The organism is Aeromonas bestiarum, assembly GCF_000819745.1.
GTDB lineage: Bacteria > Pseudomonadota > Gammaproteobacteria > Enterobacterales > Aeromonadaceae > Aeromonas > Aeromonas bestiarum.
In genome coordinates, this window is the sequence record NZ_CDDA01000028.1 from 207412 (window position 1) to 231940 (window position 24529).

The 24529-nt window shown below is 61.5% G+C and carries 21 protein-coding genes; 8 read left to right on the top strand and 13 right to left on the bottom strand.

What is annotated here, in order from left to right:
• Positions 1–348 precede the first annotated feature (348 nt).
• Positions 349–2781, top strand: a complete 2433-nt coding sequence (locus tag BN1118_RS14270) for a diguanylate cyclase domain-containing protein (protein ID WP_043556762.1) — start codon at positions 349–351, stop codon at positions 2779–2781.
• A 121-nt stretch (positions 2782–2902) separates the two neighbouring features.
• On the opposite strand, the gene BN1118_RS14275 is transcribed toward BN1118_RS14270, so the two are convergent.
• From BN1118_RS14275 to BN1118_RS14285, 3 genes are read right to left on the bottom strand one after another with little or no spacing between them, the layout of a single operon-like run.
• Positions 2903–3337 (bottom strand): YeeE/YedE family protein, encoded by a 435-nt coding sequence (locus BN1118_RS14275; protein WP_043134296.1) that lies wholly within the window; start codon positions 3335–3337, stop codon positions 2903–2905.
• Positions 3338–3349: 12 nt separating this feature from the next.
• The gene (locus BN1118_RS14280; RefSeq protein WP_043556773.1) at positions 3350–3763 is read right to left on the bottom strand and encodes a YeeE/YedE family protein; all 414 of its coding nucleotides are present in this window, start codon (positions 3761–3763) and stop codon (positions 3350–3352) included.
• Complete coding sequence (locus BN1118_RS14285; RefSeq protein WP_043556775.1) at positions 3763–4080, bottom strand: ArsR/SmtB family transcription factor; 318 nt, start codon at positions 4078–4080, stop codon at positions 3763–3765. The genes BN1118_RS14280 and BN1118_RS14285 overlap by 1 nt, the downstream gene beginning before the upstream one ends.
• A 515-nt stretch (positions 4081–4595) precedes the next feature.
• On the opposite strand from BN1118_RS14285, the gene BN1118_RS14290 reads away from it, so the two are divergent.
• Both BN1118_RS14290 and BN1118_RS14295 read left to right on the top strand, forming a co-directional pair.
• Positions 4596–4970 (top strand): hypothetical protein, encoded by a 375-nt coding sequence (locus BN1118_RS14290; protein ID WP_043556778.1) that lies wholly within the window; start codon positions 4596–4598, stop codon positions 4968–4970.
• Positions 4971–5188: 218 nt separating this feature from the next.
• Positions 5189–5917, top strand: coding sequence for an MgtC/SapB family protein (locus BN1118_RS14295; protein WP_043134302.1), 729 nt, complete (start codon positions 5189–5191; stop codon positions 5915–5917).
• 91 nt (positions 5918–6008) lie between these two features.
• Here the strand turns inward: BN1118_RS14295 and BN1118_RS14300 are convergent, their stop codons facing one another.
• From BN1118_RS14300 to BN1118_RS22395, 6 genes are all read right to left on the bottom strand, one after another.
• A complete protein-coding gene (locus BN1118_RS14300; RefSeq protein ID WP_043556779.1) occupies positions 6009–7019 on the bottom strand; it encodes a substrate-binding domain-containing protein in 1011 nt (336 codons plus the stop codon).
• Between the two features lie 27 nt (positions 7020–7046).
• A complete protein-coding gene (locus tag BN1118_RS14305) occupies positions 7047–8462 on the bottom strand; it encodes a glycoside hydrolase family 32 protein (protein ID WP_043556780.1) in 1416 nt (471 codons plus the stop codon).
• On the bottom strand, positions 8462–9826 hold the full coding sequence (locus BN1118_RS14310) for a sucrose-specific PTS transporter subunit IIBC (RefSeq protein WP_043556782.1): 1365 nt from the start codon (positions 9824–9826) through the stop codon (positions 8462–8464). The genes BN1118_RS14305 and BN1118_RS14310 overlap by 1 nt, the downstream gene beginning before the upstream one ends.
• Positions 9827–9909: 83 nt before the next feature.
• Positions 9910–10866, bottom strand: a complete 957-nt coding sequence (locus BN1118_RS14315) for an aminoimidazole riboside kinase (RefSeq protein ID WP_156994996.1) — start codon at positions 10864–10866, stop codon at positions 9910–9912.
• A 115-nt stretch (positions 10867–10981) separates the two neighbouring features.
• On the bottom strand, positions 10982–12472 hold the full coding sequence (locus BN1118_RS14320) for a carbohydrate porin (protein ID WP_156994999.1): 1491 nt from the start codon (positions 12470–12472) through the stop codon (positions 10982–10984).
• Between the two features lie 183 nt (positions 12473–12655).
• Positions 12656–12778, bottom strand: a complete 123-nt coding sequence (locus BN1118_RS22395) for a hypothetical protein (RefSeq protein ID WP_280136100.1) — start codon at positions 12776–12778, stop codon at positions 12656–12658.
• Positions 12779–13675: 897 nt separating this feature from the next.
• Between BN1118_RS22395 and mgtE the strand changes: the two genes are divergently transcribed.
• Positions 13676–15055, top strand: a complete 1380-nt coding sequence (gene mgtE, locus BN1118_RS14325; protein WP_043556784.1) for a magnesium transporter — start codon at positions 13676–13678, stop codon at positions 15053–15055.
• Positions 15056–15172: 117 nt separating this feature from the next.
• Here mgtE and dnaJ read toward each other — a convergent pair whose 3' ends face one another.
• The 3 genes from dnaJ to grpE form a co-directional block, all read right to left on the bottom strand.
• The gene (dnaJ, locus tag BN1118_RS14330) at positions 15173–16315 is read right to left on the bottom strand and encodes a molecular chaperone DnaJ (protein WP_042871174.1); all 1143 of its coding nucleotides are present in this window, start codon (positions 16313–16315) and stop codon (positions 15173–15175) included.
• Positions 16316–16428: 113 nt separating this feature from the next.
• A complete protein-coding gene (gene dnaK / locus BN1118_RS14335) occupies positions 16429–18354 on the bottom strand; it encodes a molecular chaperone DnaK (RefSeq protein ID WP_043556785.1) in 1926 nt (641 codons plus the stop codon).
• A gap of 299 nt (positions 18355–18653) precedes the next feature.
• Positions 18654–19229 (bottom strand): nucleotide exchange factor GrpE, encoded by a 576-nt coding sequence (gene grpE, locus BN1118_RS14340; RefSeq protein WP_043556786.1) that lies wholly within the window; start codon positions 19227–19229, stop codon positions 18654–18656.
• 267 nt (positions 19230–19496) lie between these two features.
• On the opposite strand from grpE, the gene nadK reads away from it, so the two are divergent.
• Entirely contained in the window at positions 19497–20381 is an 885-nt protein-coding gene (gene nadK / locus BN1118_RS14345; protein WP_042871168.1) for an NAD(+) kinase, read from the top strand.
• 114 nt (positions 20382–20495) lie between these two features.
• Positions 20496–22160 carry a DNA repair protein RecN gene (gene recN / locus BN1118_RS14350; RefSeq protein WP_043556787.1) on the top strand — a complete coding sequence of 555 codons (1665 nt, stop codon included), beginning with the start codon at positions 20496–20498 and terminating at the stop codon, positions 22158–22160.
• Between the two features lie 136 nt (positions 22161–22296).
• Here the strand turns inward: recN and BN1118_RS22145 are convergent, their stop codons facing one another.
• Positions 22297–22503, bottom strand: a complete 207-nt coding sequence (locus BN1118_RS22145) for a hypothetical protein (protein WP_043556789.1) — start codon at positions 22501–22503, stop codon at positions 22297–22299.
• A 202-nt stretch (positions 22504–22705) separates the two neighbouring features.
• Between BN1118_RS22145 and BN1118_RS14360 the strand changes: the two genes are divergently transcribed.
• Together BN1118_RS14360 and BN1118_RS14365 are read left to right on the top strand one after the other, a co-directional pair.
• Positions 22706–23599, top strand: coding sequence for a DHHA2 domain-containing protein (locus BN1118_RS14360; protein WP_043556791.1), 894 nt, complete (start codon positions 22706–22708; stop codon positions 23597–23599).
• 410 nt (positions 23600–24009) lie between these two features.
• On the top strand, positions 24010–24450 hold the full coding sequence (locus tag BN1118_RS14365) for a universal stress protein (RefSeq protein ID WP_043134323.1): 441 nt from the start codon (positions 24010–24012) through the stop codon (positions 24448–24450).
• Positions 24451–24529: the final 79 nt, after the last annotated feature.

Here is a 24529-nt window from a genome sequence, read left to right on the forward strand (position 1 = left end):
CAACCTAATAGAATCAATCCGGATACATTCCCACAGCATCAGAAAAGTATCTTTTGATACGGCGACACAGGTTGACGCATTGCACCGTGAAAAAAGCAATCACTCACTATTACTGAGGTAAACAACAGCTAAATACGACTAAAATGCGACCGTTTTTATAGGCCATATGGCTCCTTAATTATTCGCATAATTGACAAAAATACCGAGCATGAAAGCCAAATGTGATAAACGACACAGAAATCACTTTTTTTGTCACCCATCCCCCATTCCAGCGGCCTTTCGCCCCCTTGCGGGCAACAAGGAATTGTTTGACTCTAGGATCGAACCCGTCTCCCGAGAGGAATGTATATGACAGGCGTAAATTCCTCCCTTCATCGCTTGCTCTGGTATCTGCCAATGCTGGGTATGGCGATCTGCTACAGCGTCACCTCTCTGCCCCTGAGGGCGGCAGATCAGATAGTGGTGCAACTGCCATGGCAACATCAGTTCCAGTTCGCCGGTTATTACGCAGCCCAGTTCAAGGGCTTTTATCGTGATGCCGGTCTGAATGTCGCGCTGCGCGCCGCCACGCCGCAGACCAATGTGGTCAACGAGGTGGTGTCGGGCAATGCCCAGTTCGGGATCAGCGGCAGCGACTTGCTGCTCGCCCGTGCCGCAGGCCGTCCGGTCGTGGTACTGGCGGCCATGCTGCAGCACTCGCCGCTGGTCCTGCTCTCGCTGGAACGGCCCGACATACTGCAACCCTCTGATCTGGCGGGCAAGCGCCTGATGCTGGAACCAGGCTCAAGGGAGTTGCAGGTCTATCTCGGCCGCCATGCCCAGCCACAGAGCTGGACCAGACTGCCCTATGAACAGGGGCTGCAGGCCTTGCTGACCGGACAGGTGGATGCCATCAGCGCCTACAGCACCACCGAGCCCTTCTATCTGGCCCAGCTGGGGATCCCCTACCGGGTATTCTCCCCCCGCGACATCGACTTCGACTTCTACGGTGACAATCTGTTTACCTCTGAGCGTGAGCTGGCGGGCAGGCCGGAGCGGGTCTATGCATTCCAGCAGGCCAGCCTCAAGGGATGGCGCTATGCCATGGAAAACCCGGAGGAGATGATCAGCTGGATCATGGAGCACTATCCCAGCGGTTACGGTCGTGAGCAGCTGGAGTTCGAGGCCCATGAAACCAGGGAGCTGATGCAGCCGGATCTTATCGAGCCCGGCTACATGCAACCCGAGCGATGGCAGCAGATCGCCAGAACCTACCTGGAGGCGGGCTTGCTCAGCTCCCTGCCCGATCTGGAGCGCTTCCTCTACAACCCGGACCGGGAGCGGATGCGCCAGCAGAGGCAGCTGTTCGACAAAAGCGTGGCCGTCGCCATGCTGATCACCTTCACCCTGCTGACCCTGCTCGGCATCTTCTGCCATCTCTACCTGCGCCTGCGTCAGGAGGCCCGGGATCGACTGCGGCTCACCCATGAACTGGCCCAGAGCGAACAGCACTACCGGTTTGTGGCGGAGAACAGCGCTGACGTCATCTGGACCATGGATACCGCCACCCTGCGCTTTCGCTACGTCAGCCCGGCCATTCTGCCGCTCAGCGGTTACGAGGCGATCGACATCCTCAGCCTGCCCCTCAAGCAACTGATCCCGGAGACCTCCAGAAAACAGCTGCGCGATGAGCTCAGTGACTCCCTCGCTGCCTGGCAACGAGGCGACCACGAGCAGACCCGCTGCGTGATCCGCACCCAGTTGCGGCACAGGGAGGGGCATCTGGTCGCGACCGAGACCATCACCACCTTGCACGGCAACGAGAAAGGCCAGCCAGACGCCATCCTGGGGGTCACCCGCGACATCACGGAACGCGCCGCCAGCGAGGAGATGATGCACCGCCTCGCCTTCTATGATCCGCTCACCAACCTGCCCAACCGTCGCCTGCTGCAACTGCGGCTGAAGGAGGCCATGGCCGACGAGGGGAGAGAGCTGGCGCTGATGTTCATCGATCTGGATCACTTCAAGCCGATCAACGACACCTTCGGCCATGAAACCGGCGATGTGTTGCTCAACATGGTGGCCGAGCGCATGCGCCACTGCGTGCGGGAACAGGATCTGGTGGCCCGCCTCGGGGGCGATGAGTTCGTGATCCTGCTGCCCGATATCAGTGACGAGGCGCTGACAGTGGCGGATCATCTGCACCAGAGCCTGCGTCATCCGTTCCGGGTGGATGAAGAGCAGGAGTTGCGGATCTCCAGCAGCATAGGGGTGGCGCTCTACCCGGAACATGGCACGGATCCCAAGACCCTGATGCACCATGCCGATCAGGCCATGTATCAGGCCAAGGGACGGGGCCGCGGCCGGGTCTGCCTGTTTACCGCCGGGCTGGATCCCGAGCTGGGCTCACTGCTGTGGCAAAACAGCCACGAGTGCGGCCACCCCCGCATCGATGCCGAGCATCGCCAGCTCTTCGTGCTGACCAACCGGCTGCTGGAGCGCATGAAAGACAACAGCGAACACCCTGCCCTCTATCTGGAGAGTCTGGAAGGCTTGTTCGAGATGGCGCGCCATCACTTCGCCTTCGAGGAGCAGATGCTGGCCGAGCTGGAGTATGCCGAGCTGGCCAGCCACCAGCAGGACCACCAGCGGCTGCTGCACAGGGCAAGCCAGCTGATGACCGCCGCCAGGGCCGGCGAGCTTGGCAACGACGAATTGCTCAACTTCATCATTCAGGAGCTGGTTGTCGGCCACATGAGCCAGGCCGACCGACGCTACTTCCCGCTGATGAAAGGACGCTGACTCAGCGCGCCAGCCACCTGAACGTGTGAAAAGAGGAGGGCCACCCAGGTGGCCCTCTCGCTATTGCGCCTGCCTGACTCCGGCACGGATGCCGGGACTGCGGGCTCATGGCGCCTGGGGATCAGGCGCTGCGGGCGGGCCACAGCGTCGGCCATACCCTGTCCACCAGCAAGATCCCGCTCACCATGGCCGCCACGAACAGCAGTATCATGGGCTGACCGCTGGAGATGAGGCTCAAGGCAGGCCCGGGACAGATGCCCACCAGGCCCCAGCCGATGCCGAACAAGGCCGAGCCACCGAGGAGGCGACCGTCCACCTGCCGGGCCTGGCTGAACGAATATGGCTCACCGAGCAGGCTCTGGCGGCTCGGTTTGACCAGCAGAAAGTAGCCCGGCATGAACACCAGCAAGGCCCCCCCCATCACGAAGGCCAGGCTGGGATCCCAGGCCCCCGCCACGTCGAGAAAGCCGATGACCCGGGCCGGATCCACCATGCCGGAGATGGCAAGGCCGAGCCCGAACAAGAGACCGGCCAACAGACTGATAAAGAGTTTCATCTCATCGCCTCGTTACAACAGATGCAGGGTGACAAACACGGTGAGGGCACCGGTTGCCATGAAGGTGAGGGTGGCAAGGATGGAGCGCACAGAAAGCCGACCCATGCCGCAGATGCCGTGACCGCTGGTGCAGCCATTGCCAAGACGGGTACCGATCCCGACCAGCAGCCCAGCCAGCAACACCAGCGGCCAGGCCGGCAGGGTGTCGAAGCGCGGCAGCCTGGCCCAGTCCAGGGAAAATGCCAGCCAGGCCCCCGCCCCCAGTCCCAGCAAAAACAGCCAGCGCCAGGCGTGCCTGTGTTGCATGGCGCCCGCCAGAATGCCGCTGATCCCGGCCACCTTGCCGTTGAACAGCATCAGCATCAGGGCGGAGAGCCCCACCAGCATGCCCCCGGCCAGGGCAAGTAACCATTGGGTTTCAAACATCAGGACACCTCGTCGTCTTGGGAGTGAGAAAAATGGGTGCGCAACACGGCCAGTACATCCGCCGCCGCCTCGTTCGCCAGCGAGCAGTAGATTTGCTGGGCAACCTTGCGCGACCGGATCAGGCCGCTGCGCCTGAGCACCGCCAGCTGCTGGGAGAACGCCGACTGCCCCAGCGCACTGTGCGCCAGCAGTTCACCAACACCCTTCTCGCCATCAAGCAGCTGGCAGAGCACCAGCAACCGCTCGGGATGGGCCAGCGCCTTGAGCAGGGCGGCCGCCTCGCTGGCATGCCGGGTCATCTCATCGAAAGGGGCCATAGGCATAAATTAGCAGTTGCTTATATTAAGCTTCATTCTATAAATAAAACCTAAATTAGCAATATCTAATTTTATGTGAGAGTAAACCCTAGGCATGGCCGTGGATCATGGCGCAGGCTGCCGCGGCCACTGGCCCGGCGCCTGGGATGGCGCCGGCCTTGGCCGGGCTGGTATGAATGTAGCCAAGTGGCTCAGGTTATTGACAAACTTGTATCTAAATGTTGCTGAGCGCGGATAAGGCTTTACCTCATCGCTCTGGATGAGTACCATCTGGCCGTTCATCAACAGCGGAGACCATCAGTGGGCAATTCATCAAGTGACAGTTGTAGGCCGACCCAGTCAGTCGGCACCCAGGTCGCGAGATAGCCGCAGGTCTTCCTCTGCCGCGTTCTCGCAACCCTGCGAGAAGCGGAAATCCACTCCCCTCTTCTCTTTTTACACTTGACGTCAGGTGACCCAAGCCCAGGCCTGGACACCTTGCCTGCATAGTTTCTGCTTCCCACAAGGAGGCTGCTATGCGTTTTATTTCAACCAAGTCCGGATCCACCCAGGCTCACCCCCTGCTGAGCAAGCTGGGCCGTGGTTTGTTGCCACTCTGGCTGCGCGCCAAGCCGAGTCAGCACCACTACAGGTTGCAGATCCGTTGCCAGGATCGCGCCGACATGGAGCAGGTGCTCGACATGGTGACTCATACCCTGCAACCGGCCGGGCTGCGTCCCATGCAGTCCCTGAGGCCAGGGCGCAGCGGAGGTCGGGAGCTGGTGCTCAATCTGCACTGCACCCCGCCACAGCGCCGTTATCTGGTGCAGTTCGTGCACCAGGTCGGGGTCGCCCACCCGGTTCGCTGGGAGCTGCGCCCCCGTCGCGACGCCGAGCCGCTGCTCAACTAACCGGGATCGCGTAGATCGGGGGCCAGCCATGCTGGCCCCTTTCCATCTGGCCCGGCTATCTGCTCGCCATTCTGAGTGCGCGGGCCCGTTTGACCGTGCGCCCGCTTTCATTTCCCATGATGGCCTTCACCGCGCGCACCTCTGCGATTCATCAGGAATGCTCACTGGGCCTTCTATCCTGTATCCCGAAGGCCATCTCAAACCAGAAGGAGTACGCCATGAGAATGTGGCAGCAATTTGACATGATTTCCCTGCTCGACACCCTGGCCAGTCTGTTGCTGGCCTTCGTGCTGGGCAGCCTGGTCGGGCTGGAGCGCCAGTACCGCCAGCGTACCGCCGGTCTTCGCACCAACGTGCTGGTCGCCGTGGGGGCCGCCCTGTTCGTCAGCCTGGCCCAGCGCATCTATGACCTGCACGGCGGCAACTACAACGTGGTCCATGTGGTGGCCTATATCGTCTCCGGCATCGGCTTTCTCGGCGCCGGTGTCATCATGCGCGAGTCTGGCAATATCCGCGGCATCAACACGGCAGCCACCCTGTGGGGCGTGGCGGCTGTGGGCGCGGCCAGCGGGGCCGGGCTCGCCATGGAGGCAGTGCTCGGCGCCCTGTTCGTGCTGGCCGCCAACACCCTGCTGCGACCGCTGGTCAACCAGATCAACCGCCGCCCGGTGGACAATACAGATACCGAGGTGACCTACAGGGTCACGGCCCTCGCCCAGCGCGAGTATCAAAAAGAGGTGCTGCACTGGCTCGAAGAGATGATGGAGCAGGCCAACTACCCTCTGAGCGAACTGGACATAGAGCCGTTCGGTGAACAGGATCTGGAGATCTCCGCCGTGCTGCTGGCCACCTCCATCGATGGCGACGAGCTGGATGCCCTGATGGTGAAGCTGGCCATTCATCCCCATATCAAGCAGGTGTTCTGGCGCGCCAGTACCACGGATTGAACCGGCTGGGCATGTCTGTGCGCCCTCCCCCGATAAACAAAAAGCCCCGCCAATTCTGGCGGGGCTTTTCTATGGGAGCGAACCTGCGCGACTAGCGGCGGGTACGCCAGCGTACCCTGGGGCTGATCACCTGGGCGGTCTGCGCGGGGGCATTGCCCGCGATCAGTTGCTGCATCAGCTCGAAGGCGGCGCGGGCCAGCGCCGGACAATCCTGCGCCACCGAGTCGATGCGCATCGGTATGCAGTCGAGCAGATCGTGATCATCGAAGGTGCACAGCCGCATGCCCGTCTCCATCAGCCCCGCCTCGTTGAGGTAGCGCAGCACCCCTTCCAACAGGGTAAAAGAAGCGGTGAAGAGCCCGCGGGGCGGCGCACCCAGCTCGGCCACCAGCTCGGCCATCAGCTGATAGCCCGAGCTGGGCTGATAGTCGCGATGGCGCACCCGGATGGCGTCCGCCTCAAGCCCGGCCCGATGCAGCCCCAGCTCATATCCGGCAAGCCGATGGCGACTGGGGGAGAGATCCAGCAGACCGCCGAAGTAGTAGATCTCCTCGCCGCACTCGCTGGCCATGTCCCGCACCAGCTCGGCGGTGGCCTTGCAGGCATCGGAGATCACCATGGGCAGGCGCGACTCGCCTATGTGGCGATCCAGCTGCACCACCGGCAGACGGTCGTGAATACGGGCATAGATATCGTCGCTGTGGCCGCTGGAGGCGACGATGAGGCCATCCACCTGACGGCTGATGAGGTTGTCCACCACCGTCTGCTCCAGGGTGGGATCATCCTCGGAGCAGGCGATCAGCAGCTGGATGCCCGCCTCCCGGCAGTGAGCCTCGAGGGCACGGGCGATGCGGGCAAAACCGAAGTTGGTGAGATCGGGGATCACCAGACCCCAGGTGTAACTGCGAGTCTCGCGCAGGGCGCGGGCATGAAAGCTCGGCTGGTAGTGGCACTCATCCGCCACCGCCTGGATCCGCTTTTGGGTCTGATCGGCAATCCGGTACTCAGCACTCTTGCCGTTGAGCACCAGACTGGCGGTCGCCTTGGACACCCCCGCCAACTCGGCTATCTGGGCAATCGTGATCCGTTTCTTCTTCTCCACCTGGCCTCCCGGCTGACTAGCACCGGGCTATTGTACTAGGCAAGCCGACAGCGGCCAGTGATTGAGGCAAATTTTGCAGCCCCCACCCGCGTTCCCTGCCGATAGCTGCGGCTTTTCACCGGGGAAGTAGCGGGCCGACAGGGTATGGCGACCGCCATCGATGAAACACTCCAGACTGGAGCGATCGCACAGCACTGTGATCCGCCCACCCAGCCAGGGGGTGGATCGCGTCTCCCATTCCCCGCTCTGCCAGTTCTGGCGCCGCAGGGTGATGCGCCCCGGCTGCCACACCAGCTCGGCCACGGTGCCGAACCAGAGACTCCCCTCACCGCACAGATCCAGATCGAGCCAGGCCGAGTCGATGGCCAGCCCCGCAAATTCGCCGGGCATCCCCTCGAACCGGGTCAACTCCCCCTTCAATGCCGCCAACTCTGCCACCGGCCGCTGGCAGAGCCAGTCGTCTTGCCAGAACAGCTCCCGCGGGCAGCTCATCTGATGGATCCAGCCATAGGGGATGGTGGGCTGGCTCATCTCGTTCTCCTCCGGCAGCCCCAGCCAGCCAAACAGCAGGCGCCGCCCCTGACTGTCCAGCGTGGTTTGCGGTGCATAGAACTCGAAGCCCCTGTCCAGCTCGTGGAAAGCCCCGTGAGTAAACTGCATCCCGTCGAAAGTGCCCGCCAGCCAGCCGCACTGGTAGAGATTGCGATAATCGTCACCCACCGGGGCAATCCCCTGCGGGCAGCTGATCAGGAGATGGCGATCGGCCAGCGGGAAGAGGTCCGGGCACTCCCACATATAGCCAAACTCGCCAAGCCCCCCGTGCCCGCTGCCGGCGATGGGGCCCACCAGCTGCCAACTTTGCAGGGTGTCGCCGCGATAGAGCAGCACCTCGCCCCTGTCGTCCAAAGTGCGGGCCCCCAGCACCATCAGCCACTGCTGGCCGTCGTGCCACACCTTGGGATCCCGCACATGGCCGCTGTAGCCTGCGGGCAGTTCCAGCACAGGGCCCAGCTTGGCAAAACCGCCCTCACCGTCGGCGCGAGCCAGACACTGGTAGGCGGTGCGGCTGCCATCCGGGTATTTGACGTTGCCTGTGTAGATGAGGGTCAAGCGCCCCTGCTCGTCGCTGACCGCCGAGCCCGAGTAGCAGCCGTGGCTCTCATAGGCTTCGGTGGGCAAGAGCGCCACCGGCTCGTGCTGCCAGTGCAGCAGATCGGTCGAGCTGACATGGCCCCACCCCTTGTTGCGGTGCTCGCAGCCGAGCGGATTCCACTGGTAGAAGAGGTGGTAGCGCCCGTCGTGCTCGATAAAACCGTTGGGGTCGTTGAGCAGCCCCACCGGGGCTGCCAGATGCCAGCGGGGCCTATGGGGATCGGCCGCCGCCTTGAGCTGTCCGGCCAGCAGGGACCGGACAACCTGGTTGAGGAGATCGACGTCCTTCATCACTCCACCTTGTACTTGAGCAGCCAGGAGGCGGCGAAGGCGGCGCCAAAGGCAATCACCAGCCCGATGACGTAGTGTATGAGGCTCATGGGCTGGACTATGGCCATGCCCGGAATGCCGGTCAGCCCCACCGCCGTCATGCCCACCTTGGCCGCCACCACGTAGGCACCGCCCAGGGCACCGCCGAGTAGACCGGCCAGGAAGGGCTTGATGTAACGCAGGTTGACGCCGAAGATCGCCGCCTCCGTGATGCCGAGCAGGCAGGACATGGCCGCCGGCACTGTGATCGCCTTGATTTTCGGATCCCGGGTCTTGAAGTAGACAGCCAGACAGGCCCCGCCCTGCGCCACGTTGGCCATGGCCCAGATGGGCAGCAGGAAGTTGACCCCAATGGCCGGATTGGTGAGCAGTCCCGCCTCTATGGCGTGGAAGCTGTGGTGGATGCCGGTGATGACGATGAGGGAATAGGTGCCGCCAAACACCAGCCCCGCCAACCAGCCTGCCTGCTCATAAAGCGCACTCAGACCGAAGGAGATACCGTCCCCCAGCACCCGACCCGCCGGGCCGATGAAGAGCAGCGCCACGAAACCTGTGATGATGACGGTGAGAAACGGCGTGAGGATCAGATCCAGCGCGTCCGGAATGCGCTTGCGCAACTGCTTCTCCAGATGGGACATGAACCAGACCGCCAGCAGCACAGGGAAGACTGTGCCCTGATAGCCGATCATGGCGACATCGAGACCGAAGAAGTCCATGGTCTTGAAGCCACCGGCCACGCCCCAGGCGTTGGTCAGCGCCGGATGGGTAAGGATGCCCCCCATGGTGGCCCCCAGATACGGGTTGCCGCCAAACTCACGCGCCGCAGTAAAGCCGATCAGGATCGGCAAAATGATGAAGGCCGCCGAGCTGAACATGTCGAGCATGACGAAGAGGGCGCTGTCGGCATTGACCCAACCGTAGGTGCGCACCATGCCGAGCAGCCCCATCAGCAGACCGGACGCGACGATTGCCGGAATGATGGGCACGAAGATGTTGGAGAGCGTCCGCGCCAGGCGCTGGGCCACATTAAGCTTGGCCGTCGCCATGTCGGTCAGCTCCGCCTTGCTGGCGGTGCCGGTACCGGTCAGGGCGACGAACTCCGCATAGACCTTGTTGACCAGACCTGTGCCGAAGATCACCTGAATTTGACCCGCGTTGCTGAAGCAGCCTTTTACCCCGTCCAGCTTGTCGATGGCGGCCTTGTTCACCTTGCTGTCGTCGGCCAGTACCAGCCGCAGCCGGGTGGCACAGTGAGCGGCGCTGACGATGTTCTCCTTGCCCCCGAGCAGGGGCACCAGATCCTTGGCTATCGCACTGATATTCATATTCTTCCTCTTATGACCCGCCACGCTGGCGGGTCCTTGTCACATGAGAGTAAGGGCTGTCGACCCGGGCTTCTAGCCGCAGATCAACAGCCGCTTGTGCCTGATCGCAAAAAGGCATCCAGTTCTGTGCGGGTCGGCAGCGCCGTCATGGCCCCCCTGGCGGTGGTGGCAAGCGCCCCGCAGCCGTGGGCCTGGGCCAGGATGATGGGCAGTTCGGCCAGCGTGGGCAATCGCTCGCCCTGTGCCAGCGCGGCCAGGAGACCGGCGACGAAGGCATCCCCCGCCCCCGTGGTGTCGAGCGGGGTCACTTTTTGCCCCACCCACTCCAGCAACTCGCCATCCAAGCGGGCCACCACACCGGCCGCCCCCCGGGTTACCAGCACCAGGGCAGGCCCTCGTATGGTGGCGAGCCCTGCGGCCAGATCATCCTCGCCACTCAGCAGTTGCAGCTCCTCGCCGGAGAGCTTGACCACGTCCGCCAGGGCGATGGCCGCGCTTACCTGCGGCAGCATCTCGGCTGGCTTGCCCCACACCTCGGGCCTCAGGTTGGGGTCGAAACAGACCCGTCCGCCTGCGGCCTTGATGGTTGCCATGGCCTGCAGGCAACTGCTGCGCACCGGCTCGTTGGCGAGCGCGATGGAGCAGGTCAGCAGCCACTGACCGGCCTCAAAGCGGGGCAAGTCCGCCGGTTCGAGGAACTGGTCGGCACTGGGGCGCACCATGAAGGTGAAGCTGCGCTCCCCTGCCTCATCGAGCGCCACCAGCACGGTCGAGGTGTTATGGGCCGGATCCTGGGTCAGGTGACCGATATCGACCCCCTCGGTCACCAGGGTATCAGCCATAAAGCGACCGAAGGGATCGGCGCCGACCCGGCCGATAAAGGCCGCATCACCGCCAAGCCGTGCCACCCCGACCGCTACATTGGCGGGTGCGCCACCCGGACACTTGAGGTAGTGCAATTCCCCTTCCGGGATCAAGTCCACCACAGCATCCCCCATTACCCACACACGATTCGTCACCTTGCTACTCCACTGCTGCACAGGATTCATTGACGGGGCCAAGCCCTCATCTCTTGGCTTTCATTATCAGCTAAACCGATTTAGCCAACCAACAGATCTCGGCACCGGCTGCCATTTTTGTGATCGGGATAACGAACTAGAACCAGGTTTCCATCTGTACGCCAAAGTTCCACTCGCCACCGGCGGTGAAGTTGCTCTGGCCCATGGCGTCGTCGCTGGCATAGTTGTCGAGCTCGGATGACCAGTCCATCCAGGTGGCGAACACCCGCAGTTCTGGCCGCTCGAAGAAGCCGGCGGTCTGCGCCTTGAAGGTGGGAGCGAAGGTGAGCTTGGTGAAGTTGCCGCTCACCGTCTGGCGGCCCTTGTAGCCCTTGGGATCCAGATCCATGTACTGCCATGCCGCCTCGTAGACCAGCTCGACGTTCTGGCTCAGCACCTGGGCCACCCGGGTATTGAGGGTCAGCCACTGGTATTCATCCCCCTTTACGTAACGGTCCTGACTCTGCTCTGCCAGCAGGGCCGGCGCGAAACGCCAGCGCGGGTTGAGATCCGTGGCGCCAAACACGGCAACTCGCACCGCATCGGCATCCGGCAGCAACTCGCTGTCGGAACCCAGCCCCTTGAGCTCGGCCCCCAGGCCATGACCGTAGAGGATGGCGGCCTTGGAGAAGCCGGGGTTGATACCAAAGAAGCTGTCGGCGTGATAAGCCAGCAGGGTGTGCGCCCCCTTGTTCGCCGCCTCGCTTCCCTTGCCGCCGTCGTTGATGCGCGCTTCGTTGTCCTTGGCCGAGAGGCCGTTCAGCATCCACTGCCAGTTGCCGACGCGGTTGTTCATGGTGAGGATATGGCTCTCTATGTCCGACAGGCCGCTGGCGCTGATGTCGCCATAGTCGCGACCATAGAGGGAGAAGTTCGCCTTCCAGCTGTCGGCCAGCTGCACGTCGTAGACGCCGCCACCTGTCCCGGCCAGGAACACCACGTCCGAGTCGAGCCAGTGGATGTCAAAGTTGTCCCGATCGAAGCGCTTGCCCGCCCACAGCACCGCATGCTTGAAGGGGCCGTCGAAGCTCGCCAGATTGCCGATTTCGGCAAACACCTGGCGGGTATTGAGGCTCGAATCGCTGGCGGTCCAGTCGTTGCTGGTCTCCACGCCATCGGCCAGCATCAGCTTGTAGCGGGCCCAGCTGCCATCGGCGAAGGTCTGGGTCTTGAGCAGATTGGCCTCCATGTAGGTGTCATCCTCGTTGCCAAGCCGGCCAACAGCCCCGCCCACCGAGCCGGCTGGCGTGAGGTAGGGGCCGCCGCGCCCGCCGTTGCCATTGCCGTTGACCAGCAAGCCAGAACGGGCATAGCCGTGAAACTCGAAGCCCTGCGCCCCCGCCGTCTTCTCATCCACCTTCTGGCTGCGGCTGTTGGCGACCTGGGCCTGCTCACTGGCCGCACTCGCCTTCACCTCGGCCTGACTGGCACGACTTTCCGCCGCCTCGGCTCGCGCTTCGGCCGCCTGTACCCGCGCCTCCAGCGCTGCCAGCCTGGCTTCGATACCGCCCTCAGCCGCCCACAGCGGGCCGCTCATCCCCAATCCCAGCGCTACCGCCAACGCCAATCTGCTCTTGAACATCATCATCTTCCTCACCTGTCGTGTGTTGCCCGATCGGGCTCTGTTTTTATCGGCGAAGAGAGCATAGCTAAACCGCTTTAGCTAACTCAATACAGAAGCTAAACCGTTTCAGCCACTCTGTGAGCGGGATAACGTTTGTACAGGGGGAATTGGCGGGAGTTGTGAGGTGGATCCCTCATCGGGATCCACTCAATAGGGCGGATCCACATCCGCAGACCGGCGATCCCGGCTGGCGGTGTGGATGAGGGGCCGCATCTCGCTGGCAATATGGGTCAAGGGGGTCATGGTGCTGACGATGGGTCTGCCGGGCATTGGCCATGCACCATCCTGTGAGTGGACGTTGACACACACAGTGCACCATCTGGGTCGGCGGCGAAGTGGCAGATAATGATGCCGAGCCCGGCGCGTAATATGGCCGCGTACCCAATGTACCCTGTCGTTCAATCACGAAACATATCAATAAAGATGTTTCTAAATGTTTCTGTCGACGGATTAATTATTTACCAACAAGTGTCATTCCAGTAGCATCGCCGCATTGATTAATAACGGAGACCATCAGTGGGCAATTCATCAGATGACAGTAGGTTGTTGAGCTCGTCAGCCAATACCTGAGTCGCGAGATCCCGCAGAGTCTTCTGCCGCTATCTCGCGCTATGCGGAGAGCGGTTTATTTGCACCTGAGTGCACCCCTTCCCTGTATTCACTCGATGTCTATTACTTGCGCCATCCAGGGTCACCCGCTGGATGCCGTCAATCATGCCTGCATGGATCTTCTCCTGATATCAGGACCCGCATGTCATTACCGCTGTCTACCCATCAACCCATGTTGCTCCGCCCATGGCGCGAGTTGCCAATGGCGAGCCCGGTTTGCCGAGGGTCAGTGGCCATGCGGCTTGCCGGCGAAACCGCAGGGGACATGGCAGCCGCCGGTCACCGGGTTGCGTCCGTCTCGCCATCCGGTCTCCCTTGCCGCACGCTGGCCGAGCGTTGCACCAGTTCAGTTCCCCTTTCATTGCCCATGACGGGCAAGAATATGGCCGTTTTCTACATCAATCAGGAGGTGCCTTATGGACCCTGACCCTGGAGCCTGTACTGGCGACTAGCCCGAGTTAATTTTCGGGTGTTATTTCTTTATCTATTTTTGCTGATGTGATGTCAGTCGGGACTCTATTTGCCATTTTTCCGGCTGATGTATTAAAGGATATATAAATGCAATACCAAGATATTCACCAACAGCTGTACGTACTGCTGCAAAACAAGGATCGCATGGGGATCCAGAGCCTGAGCCTGAATATTCATGAAGTCGATTTGGCTCAAGCGATAAAGCGCCTGACAGACAAGCATATTCACACCTTCCTCAGCCTGGTGCCTGCATTGCGGGCCGCTCGCATCTTCCGCCATCTGCCAAGCGATATTCAGGCCAGTCTGGTGCGATCCATGGCCAAGACCCAGCTGGAGGAGCTGTGCACCCGCCTCTCCCCCGATGACAGGGCCGACCTCTACAATCGTCTGCCCGCCGCCTTGCGCCAGATCCTGCTCGATGCGATGACGGAGGAAGAGCGGGAGGATACCCAACGACTGGCCTCTTACTCCGACAGCCTGGTCGGCTCCATCATGAGCTCGGATTGTGCCAGCCTGCCGGCCGACATCACTGTGGGCGAGGGGCTGCAGCGCCTGCGCAGCACTGCCGCTGACAGAGAAAGCATCTACACCCTGTATGTCGTGGATGAAATGCGCCGCCTCATCGGGGTTGTCTCGCTGCGAGAACTCTTTCTGGCCGACAGCAAGGCCCCCATATCAAGCATCATGCAGCGGGAGCTGGTGAGTATTCAGGCAGATGCCCACAAGGGAGCCGCCGCGGACATGATAGCCCGCTATAACCTGCTGGCCCTGCCGGTGTTGAATAATGACCGGCAGCTGCTCGGCATGGTCACTGTGGATGATGCGATGGATGTGGCCGAAGAAGAGGACGCCAACCGCATTGCCCGTTTCGGTGGCACGGCGGCTCTGGGTGGCCCCGAACTCGATCTTCGCGCATCCAGCACACTGAGCATGTTCAATGCCCGTTTCTTCTGGCTGGCGGTACTGACCATTTTTGGCATTCTCACCAGCAATCTGGTCGCGGCCCAGGAGGATCTGCTCAGCGAGGTCCTGATCCTCGCCGCCTTCATTGCCCCCATCATCGACATGGGCGGCAACGCGGGCAGCCAGTCTGCCACCCTGGTGATCCGCTCTATGGGCATGGGGCAGCTCAAGCTGAGCTTGCGTGACTTCTTCTTCGTACTGCGTCGCGATCTGCCCGTGGCCCTGGCGCTGGGGGTGGGTGTCGCCGTGCTGGAAGGCGTGATGGCATTCTGGAGCAAGAGCATCGGCTGGGACATAGTGCTGATCGTCAGCCTGTCGGCCATGACGGTGACCGTCGTTGGCAGCCTGCTCGGTTTGGCTCTGCCATTCGTGGCGCGCAAGATAGGCACTGACCCGGCCACCCTCAGCTCCCCCATGCTCACCTCGATCATGGATCTGCTGGGTGTGTTGATCTATTTTGGCTTCGCCTATGCCTTCCTCGGCAGCACGCTGGTCGGCGCCTGATATGGACAGCTCTGCACATCGGGATGACAGGTCGCGATAGCGCTTGGATCAAGACGACAAAAAAAGAGGGAGGCATCATGCCTCCCTCTTTCTATCTTGGTGCCGGACCGGCTGCCATCAGCGGGTCAGGTCATCGAAGAAGCGTTTCACCCCTTCGAAGAAACCTTCCGATCTCGGCTTGTGGGTCTTGGCGGCGGCACCGCTGAACGACTCGTCCAGCTGGCGCAGCAGCTCTTTCTGGGACTCGGTCAGCTTGACCGGGGTCTCGACCACCACCTTGCACATCAGATCCCCCACCTGGCCGGAGCGCACGGACTTGACGCCCTTGCCCCGCATGCGGAACATCTTGCCGGTCTGGGTCTCGGGAGTGACCTTGAGCTTGACGCGACCATCCAGGGTCGGCACTTCGATCTCGCCACCGAGTGCGGCCGCGGTGAAGCTGATGGGCACTTCACAGTAGAGGTTATTGCCGTCACGCACGAAGATCTCGTGCTCCTTGACGTGCACCTGTACGTAGAGATCCCCGGCCGGAGCCCCGGCTTCCCCCGCTTCCCCTTCGCCGGAGAGACGGATGCGATCGCCGGTATCGACGCCCGCCGGAATTTTCACCGACAGTGTCTTGGTCTTCTGGTAGCGACCCTCGCCATGGCACTTGCGGCACGGATCCTTGATGATCTTGCCGCGACCGTGGCAGTGCGGACAGGCTTGCTGCACCGCGAAGAAGCCCTGACGCATCTGCACCTGACCGGCACCGTGGCAGGTCGGGCAGGTCTGGGCACTGCTGCCGGTGTGGGCGCCGGAGCCGTTGCAGACCTCGCAGTGGACCAGGGTCGGTACCTTGATCTCCTTGGAGACGCCGCGCACCGCTTCTTCCAGGGTCAGCTCCATGGTGTAGCGCAGGTCGGAACCCCGGGCCGGACCACGACGACCGCCGCCGTTGCGACCGCCAAAGATGTCGCCAAAGATGTCACCGAACGCATCACCGAAATCGGCTCCGCCGCCAAAGCCACCGTGGCCACCGCCACCCTGGCTCTGATCCACGCCGGCATGACCGTACTGGTCATAACGGGCGCGCAAGTTGGCATCGGTCAGGACCTCATAGGCTTCCTTGACCTCTTTGAACTTCTCTTCGGAGGCGGCATCACCCTGGTTGCGATCCGGGTGAAACTTCATCGCCAGACGCTTGTACGCCTTCTTGATCTCGCGCTCGTCGGCATCTTTCGATACCCCAAGCACTTCATAGAAATCGCGCTTTGACATACTGATCCTGTTGCTACGTAAACAGTTATGCAGACGGGCGTTGGTCACCCAACGCCCGTAAATTCATCGTTCAAGCCGATGGGCAGAGCGGACTCTGCCCATCTGGGTGTGGCTTATTTCTTGTCGTCTTTCACTTCTTCGAACTCGGCATCGACCACGTCGTCGTCAGCCTTGGCGGAAGAAGAGGACTGACCGGCATCGGCGCCAGCACCCTGAGCCTGGGCTTGCTGCTGGGCAATCTCCATCAGCTTCTGGGAGGCTTCCATCAGCGCCTGTTGCTTGGCTTCGATGACCGCCTTGTCGTCACCCTTGATGACGGCTTCCAGCTCGCTCAATGCGGTTTCGATCTTGGTCTTGTCGTCGGCAGGCAGGGCTTCACCGGCTTCGGCTACCTGCTTGCGGACCGAGTGGACCAGACCGTCAGCCTGGTTGCGGGTCTGCACCAGCTCTTCAAATTTCTTGTCTTCGGCCGCGTTGGCTTCCGCCTCGCGTACCATGCGTTCGATCTCTTCATCAGACAGACCGGAGGAAGCCTGGATGGTGATCTTCTGCTCCTTGTTGGTCTCCTTGTCTTTGGCAGAGACGTGCAGGATACCGTTGGCATCGATGTCGAAGGTCACTTCGATCTGCGGCAGACCACGCTGAGCCGGACGGATACCTTCCAGGTTGAACTGGCCTAGGGACTTGTTGTCGCTGGCGCGCTTGCGCTCACCCTGCAGCACGTGAATGGTCACGGCAGACTGGTTGTCTTCGGCGGTGGAGAACACCTGGGACTTCTTGGTCGGGATGGTGGTGTTCTTCTCGATCAGCGCCGTCATCACGCTGCCCATGGTTTCGATACCCAGGGAGAGCGGAGTCACGTCCAGCAGCAGTACGTCGGTCTTGTCACCGGACAGTACGGCACCCTGGATGGCAGCACCCATGGCCACGGCTTCGTCCGGGTTGACGTCTTTGCGCGGCTCTTTGCCAAAGAACTCGGCAACAGTCTTCTGCACCATAGGCATGCGGGTCTGACCGCCGACCAGGATGACGTCGTCGATCTCGCCAACAGCCAGACCAGAGTCTTTCAGGGCGGTACGAACCGGCTCGAGCGAGTCTTTCACCATGTCTTCCACCAGGGATTCCAGCTTGGCGCGGGTCACCTTGATGTTCATGTGCTTGGGACCTGTGGCATCTGCGGTGATGTACGGCAGGTTCACGTCGGTCTGCTGGGCGGAAGAGAGTTCGATCTTGGCTTTCTCGGCGGCATCTTTCAGACGCTGCAGGGCCAGCTGGTCGTTGCGCAGGTCGATGCCCTGCTCACGCTTGAACTCGTCTACCAGATAGTTGATGACACGGTTGTCGAAGTCTTCACCACCCAGGTGGGTGTTACCGTTGGTCGCCAGTACTTCGAAGGTAGTTTCCCCTTCGACTTCGTCGATCTCGATGATGGAGATATCGAAAGTACCGCCACCCAAGTCATACACGGCAACCTTGCGCTCGCCCTTGACCTTGTTCACGCCGTAGGCGAAAGCCGCGGCAGTCGGTTCGTTGATGATGCGTTTTACATCCAGACCCGCGATGCGACCGGCATCCTTGGTAGCCTGACGCTGGGCATCGTTGAAGTAGGCCGGTACTGTGATGACTGCTTCGGTCACAGGCTCGCCCAAGTAATCCTCGGCGGTCTTCTTCATTTTTTTGAGCACTTCGGCAGAGATCTGCGGCGGTGCCATTTTCTTGCCCTTCACTTCAACCCAGGCATCACCGTTGTCGGCCTTGGCGATGGCGTACGGCATGATCTTCAGGTCACGCTGCACTTCTTCATCTTCGAAACGGCGACCGATCAGACGCTTGATGGCGAACAGGGTGTTCTTCGGGTTGGTGATGGCCTGACGCTTGGCCGGCTGACCAACCAGGATCTCGCCATCATCGGCATAGGCAATGATGGACGGAGTAGTACGATCGCCTTCTGCGTTCTCGATCACGCGAGCGGTGTCGCCATCCAGAATAGCGACGCAGGAGTTGGTAGTACCCAGGTCAATACCGATGATTTTACCCATTTGACGAATCTCCAAATACTTTGAATAAACTGGCGAGGAACTCGCCTTAATGCGTTAACGGCTAGGTGGGGGCAGCCAGAGTGGCTTTCAAGCTCCCGGCATCAAATTTTTTGTGCCGCCGCGGCCTTGCAACCTATATGGGGTCTCAAGTTGTCGCTTCAAGCCCCGCCCTCAAAAAACCGCGCATTCTTGCCCTGTTTACGGCTGAATGCTTGCCAAATGGCGCCACTTAATACGCAAAATGGCGCCGCTATCAATAAAAAGCCCGCCGAGCGGCGGGCTCAGCACAGCGATGACTCTCAGGCCGGCGCCTTGGAGACCATCACCATGGCCGGACGGATCACCCGACCGTTGAGCTCGTAGCCCTTCTGCATCACGGCGATGACGGTGTTCGGTGCCAGCTCGCCATTCTCGATCATGCTCATCGCCTGATGGGCGTTGGGATCGAACGGCTGATTGAGCGGATCCAGCGGATTCAGACCAAACTTGCCCACCGAGCTCTGCATGGATTTGAGGGTCAGCTCGACCCCTTCGATCATGGGCTTGAGGGCATCGTTCTCTTTGTCCGCCAGCTCGATGGCACGCTCCAGGTTGTCCAGTACCGGCAGCAGTTCGGCGGCGAATTTCTCCAGCGCAAACTTGTGAGCCTTCTCCACGTCCTGGGCGGCGCGGCGACGCAGGTTTTCCATCTCGGCGACGGCACGAATGGCACGCTCGCGCTCTTCATTGGACGCCAGCCGGGCGGCATCCAGTTGGGCCTCCAGCTCGGCAATGCGGGCCTGCTCGGCTGTCACTTCACTGTCTACATCGGTTGGCTCGACTGGCTGGACTTCCACTTGCTCCATCGCTTCAACCTTTTGTTCTTCGTGGTTCATGACATCTCCAATTTCAGGGTTGCTTGTTAGGGTCTGTTGACGTTCGGGTGCGCGACAAGTCGGTAACAGACCCTGTAATGGCGCTATTATGGGGACGCAGCCCCGGCTTTCAAGGGGAAAAGGGCGCTATCGTCGCCAATGAGCCGAGCCAACGGCCAAATTGCCACTTTTCATGGCGCTATGCCCACCAGTAGACGCCGGCAGCAGACAAATCCCCCACAAAGCGCGGTATACTCCCCCCAATACTCATCCCAGACCCGACAGCATATGGATTCTCCGTTCAAAACCATTGCCCTGATTGGCAAACCCCACCACGAAGGGGCCAACCAGACCCTGACCGGTCTGCATCAATATCTCACTACCCGAGGTTTTCGGGTGCTGGTGGAGAGCCGGGTGGCCCATACCCTCGGCATCATGGATGAGAACGTGATGGATCTGGTCCAGCTCGGTGAGCAGGCGGATCTGGCCATCGTGGTCGGCGGCGACGGCAACATGCTGGGGGCGGCCCGGGTGCTGTCACGGTTCGATGTGGCGGTGATCGGCGTCAACCGGGGCAATCTCGGCTTTTTGACCGACCTGTCGCCGCAGGATTACCTGCTGCCGCTGGAACAGGTGCTCTCCGGCCACTACAAGAGTGAACACCGCTTCCTGCTGGAGGCCGCCGTCTATCGTCATGGGGAGCGCAAATCGAGCAACCTGGCGGTGAACGAAGCCGTGCTGCACCCCGGCAAGATAGCCCACATGATCGAGTTCGAGGTCTATATCGATGGCAGCTTCATGTACAGCCAGCGCTCGGACGGCATCATAGTCGCCACCCCGACCGGCTCCACCGCCTATTCGCTATCGGCGGGCGGCGCCATCCTCACCCCCAAGCTCAACGCCATCACACTGGTGCCCATGTTTCCGCACACCCTCAGCAGCCGCCCCATAGTGCTGGATGCGGACAGCGAGGTGCGGCTGCTGGTCTCGCCGGACAACCAGGATGACGCCATGCAGGTGAGCTGCGACGGTCAGGTCACCCTGGCGGTGCACCCGGGTGACGAGATCCTCATCAAGAAGAGCAGCCACAAGCTGCACCTGGTGCACCCGCTCGACTACAGCTACTTCCACGTGCTGCGCAACAAGCTCGGCTGGGGCAGCAAGCTGTTCTAAGCCGCTTTTCAACCCTTCCTTATCCATCCTGTTGCGGGCCGACTCTTTACTGTATGTAAAACCAGTATATACTGGATGCATACACAGTAATGTTGGCCCATACAGGATGAGACCATGCTGACCCAGCTGACCGTCAACAACTTCGCCATCGTCAAGTTTCTCGAACTCGATCTGCAACCCGGCATGACCTGCATTACGGGTGAGACGGGTGCCGGTAAATCCATCGCCATAGACGCGCTCGGCCTCTGCCTCGGCGAGCGGGCCGAAGCCAGCATGGTGCGCCCCGATAGCGACAAGACAGAGGTCAGCGCCCGTTTCCTGCTGGACGGCAACCCGGCCGCCCGCGCCTGGCTCGCCACCAACGAGCTGGACAACGAAGGCGAATGCATAGTGCGGCGGGTGCTCTCCGCCGAGGGGCGCTCCCGCAGCTACATCAACGGCGTACCCGTCCCCCTGACCCAGCTCAAGAACCTGGGTCAACTGCTGGTCAACGTCCACGGCCAGCACGCCCACCAGCTCCTGCTCAAACCCGACTATCAGCTCAGCTTGCTGGATGGCTATGCCGGCCATCACCTGCTGCTGGACGAAGTGCGCCAGCACTATCAGCTGTGGCGTCAGCTGCAAAACGAACTCAACCGCCTCAAGGCCGAGCAGCAACAGCGGGAGGCCCGCCGTCAGCTCATCGAATATCAGGTGCAGGAGCTGGACGAGTTTGCCCTGCAACCGGGGGAGTTCGAGGCGATCGAAGAAGAGCATCAGCGGCTCGCCAACGGCACCGAGCTGATGCAGGAGTGCGGCGCCTGTCTCGATCTGCTCTATGACAACGAAGAGACCACCATCGCCGGCCTGTTGCAGATCGCCGTCGACAAGGCCGAGGGTCTGGTGGGCATGGACAGCCGGCTCACCCCTGTGCTGGAGATGCTGAACGAGGCGATGATAGGCGTGCAGGAGAGCCACAGCGAGCTGCGCAGCTATCTGGATCGGCTTGAACTGGATCCCGAACGCTTCAACGAGCTGGAAGCCCGTCTCTCCAAAGCCATCAATCTGGCCCGCAAGCACCATGTCAAACCGGCCGAGCTGGCCCTGCATCATCAGGATCTGGCCAGTGATCTCGCCCGCCTCAACTCCGACGAGGAGCGCCTCGAGGGCATGGAAGATGAACTGGCCGAGGCCCGCCTCGCCTTCGTGCAGGCCGCCGAGGCCCTGAGCCAGAGCCGTCAGCGTTACGCCCAGGAGCTAGGCACCAAGGTGACCACCAGCATGCACGAGCTGGCGATGCCGGACGGCCGCTTCGCCATCGAGGTACGACCGGATGCCCAGAGCAGCCTGTCGCCACTCGGTATCGATCGGGTGGAATTTATGGTCACCACCAACCCGGGGCAACCGATCCAGCCGCTTGGCAAGGTGGCCTCCGGCGGTGAACTGTCGCGGATCAGCCTCGCCATAGTGGTGATCAGCGCCCGCAAGGTCTCGACCCCGACTCTGATTTTCGATGAGGTGGACGTGGGGATCAGCGGCCCCACCGCCGCCGTGGTGGGTCGTCTGCTGCGCCAGCTCGGTGAATCCACTCAGGTCATGGTGGTGACTCACCTGCCGCAGGTGGCTGGCAAGGGCCACCAGCACATGGTGGTGAGCAAGCACACGGACGGCAAGACAACTGAGACCCAGATGCAGGCGCTGGATCAGGGAGCCCGCCTCAAGGAGCTGGCTCGTTTGCTGGGCGGCGACCATATCACGGACAATACCCTGGCCAATGCCCGCGAGCTGCTGGCCTCCTGAGCAAGCATCTCCAGGCAGGCAGTAAAAGGGAGCGCCAGACCCGCAGGGTTGGGCTCTCCTTTTTTATTGCTCTCCCCTCATTGCCTCATGCTCTTTTCCTCTCCCACAATCCCCTCCTCTGGCTGGCCAACCAATATCAGAGCAGCCTCTCTGACCCGGATCCGGCACTGGCGCCAGCGGTAGACAGGACAACACCTGAGCTGCAGCCAAGTTCCTGGGGCAGGATCCGAGCATGGGTCTGGGTCTGGATCTGGGTCTGGGTCTGGGTCTGGGTCTGGGTCTGGGTCTGGGTCTGGGTCTGGGTCTGGGTCTGGGTCTGGGTCTGCAACAAGGTGCTCGCCATGACCGGCTCCGCCCACCCGCACGACGGGGGGCGGCAAGGGGCTAGCGGATCAGCCTGGTTGCCATAAGTAGCACAGCTGCATAGAGTGAAACCAGACTGGGGGCAAGCCCTCACTCCGTTTAGCCATCTTAGCCGCGCCCCCTGCCCGATCTGCGTCATCGCGATCTCGGCCAGGCTAGCCTCCAACGTCAGGAATGTCTTTATGCTCCATGTGTTTGGCCACAAGAACCCCGATAGCGACAGCATCTGTACCGCCCTGGTCACCGCCGACTGGCTCAATCGCCAGGGCCGGCAGGCCCAGGCCTATGCCCTGGGTGAACCCATAGCCGAAACCCGCTTCATTCTGGAAACTGCCGGGGTCGATACCCCGCCCCTGCTGCAGGGCAGCGTGGCCAACAAATCTGTGTTTCTGGTGGATTTCAGCGAGCTGGAGCAGGGGCCGGAGGGGCTGGCCGAGGCCGACGTGCAGGGGCTGATCGATCACCACAGGATAGGCACACTCATCACCCGGGGCCCGCTCGATGCCTGGATCCGGGCCGTGGGTTGCAGCGCCACCGTCCTGCTGGAGCTGATGGGATATGACACCCTCTCTCGCACCCAGGCTCGCCTGCTGCTAGGGGCCATCATCAGCGACACCTTCAGCCTCACCTCGCCGACCACCACGGCCCGTGATCGCGCCGCCGTCAATGCACTGCTGCCACTGGCCGATCTGGCGCTGGAACCCTTCGCACAGACCCTGCTGGAGCGGCGTACCCAGCTCGGTGACGCCCCTATGTCAGAACTGCTCGTCGCCGATGAGAAGGCGTACCAGATCGCCGGTTACAAGCTCTATGTCAGCCAGATCTGCGTGATGGATCCGGCGCAGATCCACACCCGCCAGGCCGAGCTGGTGCAGGCCATGCAAGACCGGCTGGAACAAAATGAGCTGGATGCCTATGTGCTGATGCTGACCGATCTGGCCAAGGGCGGTAGCCTGCTCTACTTCGCCAGTAACGGCATACTGCCCGAGCAGCCGACCCATCTGGCTGGCGCCGTCAGCCGCAAGAAAGAGGGGCTGCCCTGGCTGACCCAGTATCTCTCCTCAGACCCGGCTTGAGTTCAGAGGAGAGGGAGCCGGCCAGGGCTGGTTCCCTCTCCACCCTTCGTCGCCCACTCTTGCCACCGCCTCCCGCACACCCCAAACGGCTCCCACCCGCACTCTCATCGATGCCAAACCACAGGATCCTGGTTTTTGACGCCCATCCACAGCGCAAACATGCTGCCCTGTCAGATTTTTCACTGCCAACAGACCGATGAACCGTCAAAAAGCAGGGTTCCCTTCATTTTCCATTCAACTCAGTCTGTTATGATGATGTGAATGAACATGGTTTTGCGATGCATCACCGACAAAGAGTGACGCCAGACGCGCGAAACCGGTTCGTTCTATGCGACACATAGCGGGAACACAGTGGTAGGGGACAGACAATTTGTCCCCGGTGCCCCGCGCCATGCCAAGGAGAACTGCTTATGACCTCAACCCATATTGTGCTGTTGCTGGAAGGCAAGGATTACGAGCAGGAGACACTGGCCAAAGCAAGCCGGTTGGTACAGGGAATGGGCGGTGAATTGACCCTGCTGCACCTGACCCACAGCAGCAAGATGCGCCGCAAGAGCCTGTCACTGTCCGAGGAGGAACGCAGTGCCCAGGGCACCCTGGATGCCAAGGCCATCATCAGCGAGCTCATCACCACACTGCAGCACCCGGTGGATTACCAGTGTCTGGTGGTCGATGACGTGGTGCCCGATCTGAAGCGCTGGCTGGACGCGCACCCGGCGGATCTGTTGCTGGTGGGCAGCCGCCACCACTGGATGGAAGGGTCACTGGCCCGCCTGCTCATCTACAAGCTGCCGATCGATATCCAGATCTGCCACGAACCCTACGCCGAACAGCTCAAGGCCGTCGGCTGATCTGCCTGGCGCCCACCCCACGGGTGGGCGCCGCTTGCCAACACGGCATCGCCTCGCGTTATTCCCTCTCGCCGCACGC

Coding starts and splice junctions, on each gene's coding strand:
- BN1118_RS14270 (WP_043556762.1), top strand. CDS start 349: ATGACAGGCGTAAATTCCTCCCTTCATCGCTTGCTCTGGTATCTGCCA.
- BN1118_RS14275 (WP_043134296.1), bottom strand. CDS start 3,337: ATGAAACTCTTTATCAGTCTGTTGGCCGGTCTCTTGTTCGGGCTCGGC.
- BN1118_RS14280 (WP_043556773.1), bottom strand. CDS start 3,763: ATGTTTGAAACCCAATGGTTACTTGCCCTGGCCGGGGGCATGCTGGTG.
- BN1118_RS14285 (WP_043556775.1), bottom strand. CDS start 4,080: ATGGCCCCTTTCGATGAGATGACCCGGCATGCCAGCGAGGCGGCCGCC.
- BN1118_RS14290 (WP_043556778.1), top strand. CDS start 4,596: ATGCGTTTTATTTCAACCAAGTCCGGATCCACCCAGGCTCACCCCCTG.
- BN1118_RS14295 (WP_043134302.1), top strand. CDS start 5,189: ATGAGAATGTGGCAGCAATTTGACATGATTTCCCTGCTCGACACCCTG.
- BN1118_RS14305 (WP_043556780.1), bottom strand. CDS start 8,462: ATGAAGGACGTCGATCTCCTCAACCAGGTTGTCCGGTCCCTGCTGGCC.
- BN1118_RS14310 (WP_043556782.1), bottom strand. CDS start 9,826: ATGAATATCAGTGCGATAGCCAAGGATCTGGTGCCCCTGCTCGGGGGC.
- BN1118_RS14320 (WP_156994999.1), bottom strand. CDS start 12,472: ATGATGATGTTCAAGAGCAGATTGGCGTTGGCGGTAGCGCTGGGATTG.
- BN1118_RS22395 (WP_280136100.1), bottom strand. CDS start 12,778: ATGCCCGGCAGACCCATCGTCAGCACCATGACCCCCTTGACCCATATT.
- mgtE (WP_043556784.1), top strand. CDS start 13,676: ATGCAATACCAAGATATTCACCAACAGCTGTACGTACTGCTGCAAAAC.
- dnaJ (WP_042871174.1), bottom strand. CDS start 16,315: ATGTCAAAGCGCGATTTCTATGAAGTGCTTGGGGTATCGAAAGATGCC.
- dnaK (WP_043556785.1), bottom strand. CDS start 18,354: ATGGGTAAAATCATCGGTATTGACCTGGGTACTACCAACTCCTGCGTC.
- grpE (WP_043556786.1), bottom strand. CDS start 19,229: ATGAACCACGAAGAACAAAAGGTTGAAGCGATGGAGCAAGTGGAAGTC.
- nadK (WP_042871168.1), top strand. CDS start 19,497: ATGGATTCTCCGTTCAAAACCATTGCCCTGATTGGCAAACCCCACCAC.
- recN (WP_043556787.1), top strand. CDS start 20,496: ATGCTGACCCAGCTGACCGTCAACAACTTCGCCATCGTCAAGTTTCTC.
- BN1118_RS22145 (WP_043556789.1), bottom strand. CDS start 22,503: ATGGCGAGCACCTTGTTGCAGACCCAGACCCAGACCCAGACCCAGACC.
- BN1118_RS14360 (WP_043556791.1), top strand. CDS start 22,706: ATGCTCCATGTGTTTGGCCACAAGAACCCCGATAGCGACAGCATCTGT.
- BN1118_RS14365 (WP_043134323.1), top strand. CDS start 24,010: ATGACCTCAACCCATATTGTGCTGTTGCTGGAAGGCAAGGATTACGAG.